At 57.4% G+C, this 13,297-nt stretch carries 14 protein-coding genes; 4 read left to right on the top strand and 10 right to left on the bottom strand.

What is annotated here, in order from left to right; genetic code table 11:
* Window positions 1–286 precede the first annotated feature (286 nt).
* The 3 genes from AVCG78_RS15895 to AVCG78_RS15885 all read right to left on the bottom strand — a co-directional run bounded on the left by AVCG78_RS15895 (window position 287) and on the right by AVCG78_RS15885 (window position 3,474).
* Window positions 287–745 carry an HPr kinase/phosphorylase gene (locus tag AVCG78_RS15895; protein ID WP_071203250.1) on the bottom strand — a complete coding sequence of 153 codons (459 nt, stop codon included), beginning with the start codon at window positions 743–745 and terminating at the stop codon, window positions 287–289.
* A complete protein-coding gene (locus AVCG78_RS15890) occupies window positions 742–2,514 on the bottom strand; it encodes a sensor histidine kinase (RefSeq protein ID WP_012654536.1) in 1,773 nt (590 codons plus the stop codon). Before AVCG78_RS15890 ends, AVCG78_RS15895 begins: the two co-directional genes overlap by 4 nt.
* Before the next feature lie 237 nt (window positions 2,515–2,751).
* Window positions 2,752–3,474 (bottom strand): response regulator transcription factor, encoded by a 723-nt coding sequence (locus AVCG78_RS15885; RefSeq protein WP_087729524.1) that lies wholly within the window; start codon window positions 3,472–3,474, stop codon window positions 2,752–2,754.
* Window positions 3,475–3,829: 355 nt separating this feature from the next.
* Here AVCG78_RS15885 and AVCG78_RS15880 point away from each other — a divergent pair, with 355 nt between their 5' ends.
* Together AVCG78_RS15880 and arfB are read left to right on the top strand one after the other, a co-directional pair.
* The gene (locus tag AVCG78_RS15880) at window positions 3,830–5,440 is read left to right on the top strand and encodes a phosphoenolpyruvate carboxykinase (protein ID WP_071203248.1); all 1,611 of its coding nucleotides are present in this window, start codon (window positions 3,830–3,832) and stop codon (window positions 5,438–5,440) included.
* 176 nt (window positions 5,441–5,616) lie between these two features.
* Window positions 5,617–6,051, top strand: coding sequence for an alternative ribosome rescue aminoacyl-tRNA hydrolase ArfB (arfB, locus tag AVCG78_RS15875; protein WP_012654533.1), 435 nt, complete (start codon window positions 5,617–5,619; stop codon window positions 6,049–6,051).
* A 36-nt stretch (window positions 6,052–6,087) separates the two neighbouring features.
* Here arfB and AVCG78_RS15870 read toward each other — a convergent pair whose 3' ends face one another.
* From AVCG78_RS15870 to hisB, 7 genes are all read right to left on the bottom strand, one after another.
* Window positions 6,088–6,666 (bottom strand): DUF3237 domain-containing protein, encoded by a 579-nt coding sequence (locus tag AVCG78_RS15870; RefSeq protein ID WP_071203246.1) that lies wholly within the window; start codon window positions 6,664–6,666, stop codon window positions 6,088–6,090.
* A 66-nt stretch (window positions 6,667–6,732) separates the two neighbouring features.
* Window positions 6,733–7,725 carry a type I pantothenate kinase gene (gene coaA, locus AVCG78_RS15865; RefSeq protein WP_012654531.1) on the bottom strand — a complete coding sequence of 331 codons (993 nt, stop codon included), beginning with the start codon at window positions 7,723–7,725 and terminating at the stop codon, window positions 6,733–6,735.
* Between the two features lie 5 nt (window positions 7,726–7,730).
* Complete coding sequence (locus AVCG78_RS15860) at window positions 7,731–8,045, bottom strand: phosphoribosyl-ATP diphosphatase (RefSeq protein WP_012654530.1); 315 nt, start codon at window positions 8,043–8,045, stop codon at window positions 7,731–7,733.
* Between the two features lie 12 nt (window positions 8,046–8,057).
* Complete coding sequence (hisF, locus tag AVCG78_RS15855) at window positions 8,058–8,852, bottom strand: imidazole glycerol phosphate synthase subunit HisF (protein WP_060718847.1); 795 nt, start codon at window positions 8,850–8,852, stop codon at window positions 8,058–8,060.
* Window positions 8,853–8,971: 119 nt separating this feature from the next.
* Complete coding sequence (hisA, locus tag AVCG78_RS15850; protein ID WP_012654528.1) at window positions 8,972–9,706, bottom strand: 1-(5-phosphoribosyl)-5-[(5-phosphoribosylamino)methylideneamino]imidazole-4-carboxamide isomerase; 735 nt, start codon at window positions 9,704–9,706, stop codon at window positions 8,972–8,974.
* A 24-nt stretch (window positions 9,707–9,730) separates the two neighbouring features.
* Window positions 9,731–10,381, bottom strand: a complete 651-nt coding sequence (hisH, locus tag AVCG78_RS15845; protein ID WP_071203243.1) for an imidazole glycerol phosphate synthase subunit HisH — start codon at window positions 10,379–10,381, stop codon at window positions 9,731–9,733.
* A gap of 27 nt (window positions 10,382–10,408) precedes the next feature.
* Window positions 10,409–11,005, bottom strand: coding sequence for an imidazoleglycerol-phosphate dehydratase HisB (gene hisB / locus AVCG78_RS15840; protein ID WP_012654526.1), 597 nt, complete (start codon window positions 11,003–11,005; stop codon window positions 10,409–10,411).
* Between the two features lie 194 nt (window positions 11,006–11,199).
* Here hisB and hslV point away from each other — a divergent pair, with 194 nt between their 5' ends.
* Both hslV and hslU read left to right on the top strand, forming a co-directional pair.
* On the top strand, window positions 11,200–11,760 hold the full coding sequence (gene hslV, locus AVCG78_RS15835; protein ID WP_012654525.1) for an ATP-dependent protease subunit HslV: 561 nt from the start codon (window positions 11,200–11,202) through the stop codon (window positions 11,758–11,760).
* Between the two features lie 37 nt (window positions 11,761–11,797).
* The gene (hslU, locus tag AVCG78_RS15830) at window positions 11,798–13,105 is read left to right on the top strand and encodes an ATP-dependent protease ATPase subunit HslU (RefSeq protein WP_071203241.1); all 1,308 of its coding nucleotides are present in this window, start codon (window positions 11,798–11,800) and stop codon (window positions 13,103–13,105) included.
* The last annotated feature ends 192 nt before the right edge of the window (window positions 13,106–13,297 follow it).

Raw genomic sequence — 13,297 nt, 5'->3', positions numbered from 1 at the left:
GTCGCAAGGCACGCGCTGGCACAAGAAAAGCCCTATTTGAAAATCAAACACACAACCTGTCCGTGCAACAACACATTCGCGATCAACGATAACTTACCCCTGAAGTCTGTCAGGTTCGGATTGAACCCGACACCCTCTCGCTTATCTTGCTTTCGTTCGTCTTTTTGGGAAAACCGCATTCCACTTCTCCCTGACAAACTCCAATATTATCCGATCAATTCTGTGCAGTGCATCTTGGCGATGAAAACACGAAGTGCAAGTGCAAAATAGTCTTGATGCCACGCCTTTAATCTGACGCCCACGCCTCAAGTAACCGTTGCAGCCCCGCAACGCTTGGATGATGGGCCGGGCATAGGCGCAAGACAGGTAAGGATTGACCCGGAAAAAAACACCTGCTTTCAGCGCTTTGCGGCAGGCGTTCCGTCATCGACGATGGCTCGACCGAAAGGACAACAGCATCGATCACCGCCGCATCGAGGCTTGGAACGGTCACCAATCCGCTGAATCGGATTTCCATCAACCCGGCAATTGTCTGGGGTCGGGACGCGATCACTCTTCCACCTCGGGCTTCCAGCCATACCCTATCATCGGCCACAAGAGCGGCAAAAAGGCCATTTTGCCGCGCATTTTCCAGCAGGAGGCGGGCCAGTTGCGACTTCCCCGACCCGCTCGGCCCCATGATCAAATAGCCTCGCCTGCCCAGCACGACACCGGTTGCATGCAGGTTGAGCCGGCTCTCGTTCATGGAGACGGCTCTGCCGGCAGGGTCAGGATGAAGCGGGCCCCGAGGATCCGTGCAGTTTCCGGCTCCAGGATGTTTTCAGCCCGCAACGATCCGCCATGCGCCTCGGCGATCTGCCGGCTGATGGAGAGGCCAAGCCCTGAATTCTGGCCGAAGCTTTCGCCATCGGGACGGTCGGTATAAAAGCGCTCGAAGATCCGGTCGATATTCTCGACCAGGATGCCGGGACCGTTGTCTTCCACCTGCACGACGCAACGGCTGCGGGTGCGCGACAGGCGCACAACGATGCGCCCTTCCTTTTCCGGCACGAAGGAACGGGCATTTTCAATCAGGTTGGTGACGATCTGGCCAATACGCAGGTCATGACCGTTGATGATATAGCGGACCTTCTGGCCCTGCTTGTGCTCCACGACATATTCGATATCGACCGGCTTCTTGCTGCTGCGGATCTGCCTGGAAATCTCCACCAGATTGCCAAGCACGACTTCCATATCGACCGGTGCCGCATCCGTGCGCGCCAGTTCTGCATCCAGCCGCGAGGCATCCGAGATATCGCTGATCAACCGGTCAAGCCGGCGGACGTCATGCTGGATCACATCCAGCAGCCGCTGCTTCGAGACATCGGTCTTGGCAAGCGGCAGGGTTTCAACAGCGCTGCGCAGCGACGTCAGCGGATTTTTCAACTCGTGACTGACATCGGCGGCAAAGCTCTCGATGGCGTCGATCCGGTCGTAAAGTGCCGTGGTCATTTCCCGCAGGGCCACCGACAGATTGCCGATTTCATCCTGGCGCGCAGAGAAATCCGGGATTTCCTCCCGTTCCTTGGCACCGCGCCGCACCCGAATGGCCGCTGCCGACAGGCGCCGCAGCGGATTGGCAATGGTCGAGGACAGCAGCAGAGAAAGCACGATATTGACCAGCGTGGCCACGCCGAACACCCGTAGGATCGCCAGGCGTTCCGCATGGACGATCTTGTCGATATCACCAGCCTGGGTGGACAGCAAAAGCACGCCGAGCACGGCGCGAAACCGCTGGACCGGCACCGCCACGGAGACGATCAACTCGCCTTGTTCGGTCACGCGCACCACGGCACCGCGCACCCCGGTTAGCGCATTCATCACTTCAGGGTAGATCGATCCATCCCCGCCCGGCGCTTCCTTGTAGAGCGGCACATTGCTCGGTTGCAGCATGCGATTGAATTGCTTGGCCAGCCATTCCGTCCAGCTGCCGGTATCCCCCTCGACGGGTGGAAGATCGTAACGCAGCACCTGACCGCGGGAATAGAGATGGCGCGAATCCAGCAGCAGATTGGCGTCGGCATCAAACAGCCGCGCCCTGGTGCGGGTCGGCGAAATCAGGCGGCGCAGCACGGGGGCGACCCGCTCGGGCTTGATGGGAAATTCCAGGTCTTCGTCATTCGGCACCGGGGTAATGCTTTGCCCCGCCTGCAATTCCAGCAGCTTTTGCGGATCGATGGTGATGGAATTGGTATCCACCGATGCCGAGGCAGAAATCGCTCCGGCAATAATTTCCCCCTGGGTCAGCAGGCTTTCCACCCGCGCATCGATCAACCCTTCGCGAAACTGATTGAGATACATGATACCGGCGACCAGAACGATCAGCGCCGCAAGATTAAAGAAAACGATCCGTCGCGTCAGACTGGAGAAAACGGCATTGCCGAAGATGCGTCTGATCAAGGTAAAGGGATGAGAAAAGGACAGGCGCAAGGGCAGCCTGCGGCTCTCGCCGGGATCCCCGTCCTTATCGTCCATAGGCCTTTTGGATAGAATTCCCCTCACACGGCACACTTATCCTGTGGGACAATCGAATCCCACCGAATACCGTCATGTCTGCCGTCAACGTTCATTCTCAACCGGGCCTGGTCCTAGAGCTTGTCAGGGAAACCGGTTTTCCCGAAAAGACAAACGAAAACAAGAGAATTGAGAGCATGCCTGGTTCAATCTGAACCTGCCAGGCTCTCAACCCGCAAGCAATGCCCGCAGGCGGCATCAGGCCGTTTCGCGGAAGCGGTATCCAACGCCGTACAGCGTTTCGATCATGTCGAAATCATTGTCCACCATTTTGAACTTCTTTCGCAGCCGCTTGATATGGCTGTCAATGGTGCGGTCATCGACATAGACCTGTTCGTCATAGGCGGCATCCATCAGCGCGTCGCGGCTTTTCACCACGCCGGGCCGCTGGGCCAGCGAATGCAGGATCAGAAATTCGGTGACTGTCAGCGTGACCGGGTCGCCTTTCCAGGTGCAGGTATGGCGCTCCTGGTCCATGACCAGTTGGCCGCGCTCCAGGTTGCGGGCCTGCTGCTCGGCAGCACTCTTGACATTGCCGGGTGCGTTTCCAGTCTCGCGATTGGCCGCGCGACGTAGAATGGCCTTGACCCGCTCCACCAGCAGGCGCTGAGAAAACGGCTTGGTGATGAAGTCGTCGGCACCCATTTTCAAGCCGAACAATTCATCGATTTCCTCATCCTTGGAGGTGAGGAAAATCACCGGGATATCGGACTTCTGACGCAGGCGGCGCAAAAGCTCCATCCCGTCCATGCGTGGCATCTTGATATCGAAGATCGCCAGCTGTGGCGGCCGCGCCAGAAGCCCGTCCAGCGCCGAAGCTCCATCCGTATAGGTTTCAACCTTGTAGCCCTCGGCTTCGAGAGCGATCGAAACCGACGTCAGGATATTCCGGTCGTCGTCAACAAGCGCAATTGTCTGCATGCCGTTTATCTCCGTCATTACCGATTGCCGCCACCGCCCATCAAGAAGGTGACGGCCAGCGGCCACATTACATATAGGGGCCGCGAAGCGCTTCATGAGGGTAAAGGTGGAACAAATTGTGGCAAAGATAAAGGGGGCAGGCATGTCCGGCTTCAACCCCGTTTCGTTTTGACGGCAAAAGACAAAGGTTCATCGCCTTTAAACTGAACCGATTTAAAACTAACATACCAGTTTAAAACGATTAAATATATGATATTATTGATGTTTTCAAGATTTTACTCTTGCGTTTTTAAAATTCGGTCATTAGCGTTGACCCATAATTATCTAGCTATCCCGCTGAAGAAGGAATTGCATCATGGAGGAGCTTGGAGTGAACAATAGCCGTCTTGGGATCGAGACCATTGGCTTGGGCAAGGCCGCCAATGTCCATTATAATCTGCTGCCCGCCGCCCTTTATGAGCATGCGATCCGCAACGGTGAAGCCGTGCTGACTGCGGACGGCGCGCTTTTGGCCGAGACCGGACAGCATACGGGCCGCTCGCCCAAGGACAAGTTCATCCTGCGTGATGCCAATACCGATAGCCAGATCTGGTGGGACAATAACAAGCCAATGTCGAAAGAGCATTTCGACATCCTGCATCAGGACATGCTGGCGCATGTGGCTGGCAAGACCCTGTTCGTACAGGATCTGATTGGTGGCGCCGATGCCGCCAACGCTTTGCCAACCCGCGTGGTAACGGAACTTGCATGGCATTCGCTGTTTATCCGTAACCTGCTGATTCGTCCGGAACGCGCCGCGCTTGCCGATTTCGAAGCGAAATTCACCATTATCGACCTGCCCAGCTTCAAGGCTGATCCGGCCCGTCATGGCTGCCGGACCGAAACGGTTATCGCCTGCGATTTCACCAATAATATCGTGCTGATCGCTGGCACCTACTACGCCGGTGAAATGAAGAAGTCGGTGTTCACGGCGCTGAACTACATGCTGCCCGCCAAACAGGTCATGCCGATGCATTGCTCGGCCAATGTTGGCCCGGCTGGTGATTCGGCTGTGTTCTTCGGTCTGTCCGGTACGGGCAAAACCACGCTGTCGGCTGATCCGGCCCGCACGCTGATTGGCGATGACGAGCATGGTTGGGGTGAAGACGGCATCTTCAACTTCGAAGGCGGCTGCTACGCCAAGACCATTCGTCTATCGGCAGAAGCCGAGCCAGAAATCTACGCCACCACCAAGCGGTTCGGCACGGTGCTGGAAAATGTCGTTCTGGATGAAAACCGGGTCCCGGATTTCAACGACGGCTCGAAGACCGAGAACACCCGTTGTGCCTATCCGCTGAACTTCATACCCAATGCCTCGCCCACCGGCCGCGCCGGGCATCCGAAGACTATCATCATGCTGACCGCAGATGCCTTCGGCGTCATGCCGCCGATCGCCAAGCTGACACCAGAACAGGCGATGTACCACTTCCTTTCTGGCTACACCGCGAAAGTCGCTGGCACGGAGCGCGGCGTAACCGAGCCGGAAGCAACCTTCTCGACCTGCTTCGGCGCACCGTTCATGCCTCGCCATCCGGCAGAATATGGCAATCTGCTCAAGGAGTTGATTGCCCGTCATGAAGTGGATTGCTGGCTGGTCAACACTGGCTGGACCGGCGGTGCCTACGGCGTTGGTAACCGTATGCCGATCAAGGCAACTCGGGCGCTGCTGACGGCGGCTCTCTCCGGAGAGTTGAAGAAGGTCGAGTTCCGCACCGATGCCAATTTCGGTTTCGCGGTACCGGTTTCTGTCGAAGGCGTCGATACCAGCATTCTCGACCCCCGCTCGACCTGGGCAAATGGGGCAGACTATGACGCGCAGGCCAAGAAACTGGTCGGCATGTTCATCGCCAATTTCGAGAAATTCGAAGCCCATGTGGACAGCAATGTTCGCGATGCGGCTCCGGTTCTGGCTGTTGCTGCGCAGTAAACGTTTCACGTGTGACGATTTTGAAAAGCCCGGCGATGATCATCGCCGGGCTTTTTCCATGGTGCATCTGCTCCAGAAAAACAGCACGGAAATCCAGTTATGATACCAGAGAACCGAGATTTGCCTGAGCTGGTGTTTTCCGCTACAGCCTCACGGCGAAAAGGCTGGACAGGACCATGGCGAGCGACCCGCTCTATATCAATGACAGGATTACGATTGCCGGTTGGGAACTGACCGAGCAATTCGTGCTGGCCGGTGGTCCGGGCGGGCAGAATGTCAACAAGGTCTCGACCGCCGTCCAATTGTTCTTCCCGCTGACAAGTTCTCCCTCGCTCCCGGACCGTATCAAGACCAATGCCATCAAATTGGCAGGCCGACGGCTTTCCAAAGAAGGCGTGTTGTTGATCGAGGCCAGCCGCTTTCGAAGCCAGGAGCGCAATCGGGAAGATGCCCGCGAGAGGCTGAAGGAATTGCTGCTCGAAGCAGCCAAACCACCGCCGCCACCGCGCCGGAAGACCAAACCCACCAAGGGCTCAATCGAGCGCCGGTTGAAGGCAAAGGTGGGACGCGGTGAAATCAAGAAAATGCGCGAGAAGCCGGATCAGGATTGATCGCTCTCCAGGCATGGAAGACCTTCAGCCTTGGTCTTAAACCAGACTGAAGACCCGAATCAGCACCATTGGTTTGGGCCGCAGGCTGTTCAGGGTACCAACAAACACGCGGCGATTCAGCCAGTCATGCGGTCCTTCCGGTGCAGTAATATCGATATGCGAAAAAGCATATTGCGTGCCGTCCGGTTGACGGTCGATCAAGACCCTGTTGTTGACGGTAATGACGGCGCCGTCATCCGCCTGCAATTCATAAAGCGCATTGAGAAGCCGCACACCGTCCTTACGCAGCACTTGTCGGTCCGCACCGCCAGGCATGACCTTGCCCTTAATCCGAGGTCCGGCAAATTCACCGCCGGTGATATTGATGATACGCCTGTCTCCCTGCGGGGACGCACCCATCTCAATCATATCCTGAAGGGTAAAAATCGCCTCATAGACGAATTCTGTCTGGGGCAAAACGATGGGAATGTCTGATAGCGGACCGCCGCCGGTTTTTGTATCCGCTGCCTGTCCGCTCTGCCCTGCGGCGGTCGCGGCGATCGCCGCCGCTGCCGCACCCAGAAACACACGCCTGCCGGAAACCGGTGCGGCTTTGTTGGGATCAATGAATGTCATAACTCTCCTCCCAGAGATAAAACCTCATGAAAACATCAATCTATAATAATAGATGGGCGCAGTGCCCTATAATTTTCGCAGCGCCACCTGTTCAACCAGATGATTTTCTCCCTTGCGCAGGATCAAATCGGCCCGGGGCCGGGTCGGCTGGATATTGTCGCGCAGATTGATCAGGTTGATGTGGCTCCAGAGATTTTCGGCAATGGTTGAAGCTTCATCTTCGCTGATCGTCGCATAACGGTGAAAGTAGGAATTCGGATCGCGGAAGGCCGTTTGGCGCAGCTTCATGAATCGCTTTACGTACCAATTGTGGATCAGGCTTTCCTCAGCATCAATATAGATCGAGAAGTCGAAGAAATCCGAGACCATCGGCACGATCTTGCCATCTCGCGGCAGATCGCGCGATTGCAGCACATTGATGCCCTCGAAAATCAGGATATCCGGGCGGTCGATGATGGTATGCTGATCAGGCAGCACGTCATAGGTCAGGTGCGAATAGCGCGGCGCCTTGACATTCTGTTGCCCAGCCTTGATAGCCGACAGAAACCGCAGCAGAGCCGCCGTATCGTAACTCTCGGGAAACCCTTTGCGATTGAGCTTGTTGTCGCGCACCAGCGTTGCGTTCGAGTACAAAAAGCCATCGGTGGTGACCAGATCAACTTTCGGGCTGGACGGCCAGCGGGCCAAAAGCTCTTTCAGCACGCGCGCCGTGGTGGATTTGCCCACCGCCACCGATCCGGCAATACCGATAATAAACGGCGTCTTGGTCACATTGGTGCTGAGAAAGCGGTTCCGCTGCTCAAACAGCAATTGAGACGATTCGACATGCGAGGATAACAGCCGTGACAGCGCCAGATAGATCCGCCGTACCTCGGCAAGATCAATCGGGTCATCGATGGATCGCAGGCGATGTACTTCGTCCAGCGTCAGAGTGAGCGGCGTATCGGCCCGAAACCGCGCCCATTCCTCCGACGAAAAGAACAGATAGGGCGAGTAGCTGCCTACCTGGAAATGATCAAGGGCTTCCTCCCCCTCGGCCTGCCTGATCGCTGTCGTCATGTGTCCTACCGACTGGCCTTTTCGCTGAGGCCCGATTGGGCAGTGCGCCGTTGCAACTCTTCCATCACCGTTTCTATCGGGATATCGGCAATTTTCAATACGACCAACAGGTGATAAAGCAAATCGGCACTCTCATAGATCAGGTTGGCGCGATCATTTTTGACCGCTGCCATCACGGCCTCAATAGCCTCTTCGCCAAGCTTCTTGGCGGCCTTGTCCTGGCCTGCCGTCACCAGCTTTGCCGTCCAGCTTTCGTCCGGCGAGGCCTTGGCGCGGATGGCAACAATGGCCTCCAAATCGGACAGCGTGAATGTGCTCATAAAATTGCCCTTTCAGGCCTGGTCGAGACGCATAGGGATACCGGCATTGGCCATATGGGCCTTGGCCTCGGCAATCGAATAGGTCCCGAAATGGAAAATCGACGCCGCGAGAACGGCAGTGGCGTGGCCTTGCCTGACGCCCGCCACCAGATCGTCCAGTGTGCCGACACCGCCAGAGGCAATCACCGGCACCCGAACGGCATCGGCAATGGCGCGGGTCAGTTCCAAATCATAACCGCTTTTGGTGCCGTCACGATCCATTGACGTGACCAGCAATTCTCCTGCGCCACGCTCGACCATTTTGACCGCAAATTCGACAGCGTCAATGCCGGTCGCATTGCGCCCTCCATGGGTATAAATCTCCCAGGCGCTGAGATTATCGCCACCGCTGGCCTGGCTTCGGCGACGTTTTGCATCAATCGAAACCACAATACATTGATTGCCGAACTTATCGGCAGCTTCCGCGACAAAATCGGGATTGCTCACGGCTGCCGAGTTGATTGAAACCTTATCGGCCCCGGCCAGCAGCAGCTTGCGAATATCGCCGACCGCCCGCACACCGCCCCCCACCGTGACCGGCATGAAGCAATGATCTGCGGTGCGGGCGACGACATCAAAAATCGTCTCGCGATTATCGGATGAGGCGGTAATGTCCAGAAAACACAGCTCATCGGCACCGGCAGCGTCATAGGCCTTGGCTGCTTCGACCGGATCACCGGCATCGATCAGATCAACAAAGTTCACGCCCTTAACGACTCGGCCATCCTTCACGTCGAGACAAGGAATAATGCGGGCCTTGAGTGTCACAGGATGGCCTCTCTTTTTGCTTGCGTGTCCTCGCCGCTTTGCGGCTGCGGGCATCGCGGGCTATCCTTCACATCGAGGCAGGGAATAATGCGGGCTTTCAGCGTCATAAAATGCTCCCCTCAGCCCTTGGCAGCTTGGATCAGTGCCAGCGCTTCCGCCGGATCAATCCGTCCATCATAAAGGGCGCGACCGGAAATTGCACCTTCCAGTTTGCGCGCATCCGGCTCCAGCATCCGGCGGATATCCTCTATTGACGCCAACCCGCCAGACGCGATCACCGGAATGGAAACCGCATCCGCCAGTTCCAGCGTCGACTCCCAGTTTATTCCGGTCAGAATGCCGTCCCTGTCGATATCCGTATAGATGATTGCCGCAACGCCTGCGCCTTCAAACTTCTTCGCCAGCTCGACCACGCCGAGTTCGGAGGCTTCCGCCCAGCCTTCCACGGCCACCTTGCCACCCTTGGCATCGATGCCAACCGCGATCTTGCCGGGGAAAAGCTTGCAGGCCTCAATCACCAGCGCCGGATCACGCACGGCGACCGTGCCGAGAATGACGCGCGACAAGCCATGCTGAAGCCAGGTTTCGATATGGGCAAGACTGCGAATGCCGCCGCCCAGCTGGACCGGATTTTTCGTCGCCTTGAGAATGGCATCCACCGCCGCGCCATTGACGCTTTCACCGGCAAAGGCGCCGTTCAGATCAACAACATGCAGCCATTCAAAGCCCTGGTCTTCAAAGGCCTTGGCCTGCGCGCCTGGATCAGGATTGTAGACGGTGGCTTGCTCCATATCGCCCAGCTTGAGGCGTACGCATTGGCCGTCTTTAAGGTCGATGGCGGGAAAGAGGATCATCGTATGCTATCCATCGGCACGGGCTTACGGTGCCCAATTGAGAAAATTAGAAATCAGCTGGAGACCCAGTGTCTGGCTCTTTTCCGGATGGAATTGGGCGCCTGCCATATTGTCACGCCCCACAAAAGCGGTCATCGGGCCGCCATAGTTGGTCGTGGCAATGACCTCATCGGCATTGCTGGCCGCCAGATGGTAGGAATGGACGAAATAGGCATGCAACCCGTCATTGCCGGTGGCAATCCCGTCAAACAGCGGATGCGGACGGGCAAGTGTGAGTGTGTTCCAGCCGATCTGTGGGATCTTCAGGCTCGGATCGGACGGCGTCATTTCCACCACATCGCCCTTGATCCAGCCGAGGCCTTCGGTCACGGTTTTTTCCAAACCGCGCGACGACATCAGCTGCATCCCGACGCAGATGCCGAGGAAGGGGCGGGCCTTGACCTCGACCGCTTCGATCAGCGCTTCATGCATGCCTGGCACGGCATCGAGGCCCCGCTTGCAATCGGCATAGGCACCGACGCCGGGCAGCACGATCCGGTCGGCGGTTGCCACCCGGTCTGCCTTGTCGGTCAGTTCGATTTCGGCATCAAGGCCGGATTCCCGGGAGGCCCGCTCGAACGCCTTGGTGGCGGAGCGCAGATTGCCTGATCCGTAGTCAATAATCACAACACGCATGAAGGCTCAGATCCTAAACTTGATCGTTTACAGCATTCCCTTGGTGGACGGAATGCGGCCCGCTTGGCGGGGGTCAATTTCAGTGGCACTGCGCAGGGCGCGGGCGACGGCCTTGAAGCAGGTTTCGGCGATATGGTGGTTATTGGCGCCGTAATGATTGAGGATATGCAGGGTAATACCGGCATTCTGCGCCAGCGCCTGAAAGAATTCCCGCACCAGTTCGGTGTCGAATGTGCCGATCTTCGGTGCCGAAAAGGCGACGTTCCAAACCAGAAAAGGCCGTCCCGAAACATCAATGGCCGCCTTGGTCATCGTCTCGTCCATGGCAAGATCGATGGAGGCATAACGAACAATGCCGCGCCGGTCGCCCAATGCCTTGGAAATCGCCTGGCCGATGGCAATGCCGGTGTCTTCGACGGTGTGATGATCGTCGATATGCAGGTCGCCGGTGACGTCGATATCCATGTCGATCAGCGAATGGCGGCTGAGCTGGTCCAGCATATGGTCGAAGAAACCGACCCCCGTCGAAATCTTCGAAGTGCCGGTGCCGTCGATAGTGACGGAAACCGAGACCGAGGTTTCGTTGGTCTTGCGCGAAATGCTGGCGCTGCGGCTCTCTGCCATGGCCTTCTCCTTGAAAAGATGCCGTTCCTTATCAGGCGGGGGTTGAAATATCCAGCAGGATGAGCCGGGTTTTTCGGCGATCCGGCATCGGGATAGCGACCAACCGTCTTGGCGTTTGCAATTGTCTTTTGGCCGCTTACATAAAGGTCAATCGAAGCGCCGGATTGGACGGCGATGGACTGGAACGGATCGATATGAGCGAACATAATCCCTATGGAACCATGCATGGCACCACGATTATCACGGTGCGCAAGGGCGGCATGGTGGTGATGGCCGGTGACGGTCAGGTCAGCCTTGGTCAGACAGTGATGAAGGGCAATGCCCGCAAGGTGCGCCGCATTGGCAAGGGCGAAGTGATCGCCGGTTTCGCCGGAGCGACCGCGGATGCCTTCACCCTGCTGGAGCGACTGGAAAAGAAGCTGGAGCAATATCCCGGTCAGTTGATGCGCGCCGCCGTCGAGCTTGCCAAGGATTGGCGCACTGACAAATATCTGCGCAATCTGGAAGCGATGATGCTGGTGGCCGACAAAACGGTGACACTGGCGATTACCGGCAATGGCGATGTGCTGGAACCCGAACACGGCACGATTGCCATCGGTTCGGGCGGCAATTACGCGCTGGCTGCGGCTCTGGCCTTGATGGATACTGAAAAGTCGGCGGAAGAAGTGGCGCGCAAGGCCATGAAGATCGCCGCCGATATCTGCGTTTATACCAATGAAAACGTGCTGGTCGAAACGCTGGAAAGCGCCAACTGACCGCCCTCCTTCTCCCCTCTTCCCAGGTGTAATCTCAATGACAACTTTTTCACCCCGCGAAATCGTCTCGGAACTGGACCGCTATATTATCGGTCAAAACGATGCAAAGCGTGCCGTGGCGATTGCGCTGCGCAACCGCTGGCGGCGCCAGCAGCTCGATGAGAGCCTGCGCGATGAAGTCATGCCCAAGAACATCCTGATGATCGGCCCGACCGGCGTCGGCAAGACCGAAATCTCCCGACGCCTCGCCAAACTGGCGGGCGCGCCCTTCATCAAGGTCGAGGCCACCAAATTCACCGAGGTCGGCTATGTCGGCCGCGACGTGGAGCAGATCATCCGTGATCTCGTGGAAATCGGCATCGGCCTGATCAAGGAAAAGAAGCGGCTGGAGGTGGAAGCCAAGGCCCATGCCGGTGCTGAGGAGCGGGTGCTGGATGCGCTGGTCGGCGCCACCGCCTCGCCCGCGACCCGCGATAGCTTCCGCAAGAAGCTGCGGGCTGGAGAGCTGGACGACAAGGAAATCGATATCGAGGTTGCAGAGACAAGCTCCGGCATGCCGGGCTTTGAGATTCCCGGCATGCCGGGGGCCAATGTCGGCATTCTCAACCTGTCCGACATGTTTGGCAAAGCGATGGGCGGCCGCACCAAGAAGGTCCGCACCACCGTCAAGACCTCCTATGCCGACCTGATCCGCGACGAATCCGACAAGCTGATCGACAATGAAGTGATCCAGCGTGAAGCGGTAAAGTCGGTTGAAAACGACGGCATCGTCTTCCTGGACGAAATCGACAAGATCGCCAACCGCGAAGGCGCCATGGGTGCGGGTGTTTCGCGCGAAGGCGTGCAGCGCGACCTGCTGCCCCTGGTGGAAGGCACGACGGTTGCCACCAAATACGGGCCGGTAAAGACCGACCACATCCTGTTTATCGCATCCGGGGCCTTCCATGTCTCCAAACCGTCCGACCTCCTGCCGGAATTGCAAGGCCGTTTGCCGATCCGGGTGGAATTGAAGGCGCTGACCAAGGAGGATTTCCGCCGGATTTTGACGGAAACCGAGGCCAGCCTCATTCGTCAATACATCGCGCTGATGGCCACGGAAAAACTGGATCTCGAATTTACCGAGGATGCCATCGACGCGCTGGCGGATGTTGCCGTCAACCTCAACAGCTCGATTGAAAATATCGGAGCACGGCGTTTGCAGACGGTGATGGAGCGGGTTCTCGACGACATTTCCTTCAACGCGCCGGATCGCGGCGGGGCGAAAGTGATGATCGATTCGGCCTATGTGCGCGAGCATGTCGGCGAAATCGCTGCCGATGCGGATCTGTCGCGCTATATTCTGTGATGTTTTCGCACCGGAATGGGGTGAAATCGGCAAATCACCGCCCTAATTCGGCCTTGTGACCGGTCGACAGTCGACAGCACCGGCCCTCCCTCTATAAGGAGGGCCGCTCGCCGTAATAGGGCAAGGCGGTATCGGGTTGGTGAAACATCGTTCCGATCTGCAATATATACGGGATGGAAATGGTGCGTCGCT

Origin of the sequence: Gillisella vitis (assembly GCF_021559775.1) — a bacterium.
Lineage (GTDB): Bacteria > Pseudomonadota > Alphaproteobacteria > Rhizobiales > Rhizobiaceae > Allorhizobium > Allorhizobium ampelinum.
Note: the sequence above shows the minus strand (reverse complement) of the source record. Positions and strands in the feature narration are given on the sequence as shown.

Excerpts from the sequence above, each read along its gene's own strand:
- hslU (WP_071203241.1), top strand. The coding sequence starts at position 11,798 with ATGACAACTTTTTCACCCCGCGAAATCGTCTCGGAACTGGACCGCTAT.
- hisB (WP_012654526.1), bottom strand. The coding sequence starts at position 11,005 with ATGGCAGAGAGCCGCAGCGCCAGCATTTCGCGCAAGACCAACGAAACC.
- AVCG78_RS15870 (WP_071203246.1), bottom strand. The coding sequence starts at position 6,666 with ATGACATTCATTGATCCCAACAAAGCCGCACCGGTTTCCGGCAGGCGT.
- hisA (WP_012654528.1), bottom strand. The coding sequence starts at position 9,706 with ATGATCCTCTTTCCCGCCATCGACCTTAAAGACGGCCAATGCGTACGC.
- AVCG78_RS15895 (WP_071203250.1), bottom strand. The coding sequence starts at position 745 with ATGAACGAGAGCCGGCTCAACCTGCATGCAACCGGTGTCGTGCTGGGC.
- AVCG78_RS15860 (WP_012654530.1), bottom strand. The coding sequence starts at position 8,045 with ATGAGCACATTCACGCTGTCCGATTTGGAGGCCATTGTTGCCATCCGC.
- AVCG78_RS15885 (WP_087729524.1), bottom strand. The coding sequence starts at position 3,474 with ATGCAGACAATTGCGCTTGTTGACGACGACCGGAATATCCTGACGTCG.
- arfB (WP_012654533.1), top strand. The coding sequence starts at position 5,617 with ATGGCGAGCGACCCGCTCTATATCAATGACAGGATTACGATTGCCGGT.
- coaA (WP_012654531.1), bottom strand. The coding sequence starts at position 7,725 with ATGACGACAGCGATCAGGCAGGCCGAGGGGGAGGAAGCCCTTGATCAT.
- hslV (WP_012654525.1), top strand. The coding sequence starts at position 11,200 with ATGAGCGAACATAATCCCTATGGAACCATGCATGGCACCACGATTATC.
- AVCG78_RS15890 (WP_012654536.1), bottom strand. The coding sequence starts at position 2,514 with ATGGACGATAAGGACGGGGATCCCGGCGAGAGCCGCAGGCTGCCCTTG.
- hisH (WP_071203243.1), bottom strand. The coding sequence starts at position 10,381 with ATGCGTGTTGTGATTATTGACTACGGATCAGGCAATCTGCGCTCCGCC.
- AVCG78_RS15880 (WP_071203248.1), top strand. The coding sequence starts at position 3,830 with ATGGAGGAGCTTGGAGTGAACAATAGCCGTCTTGGGATCGAGACCATT.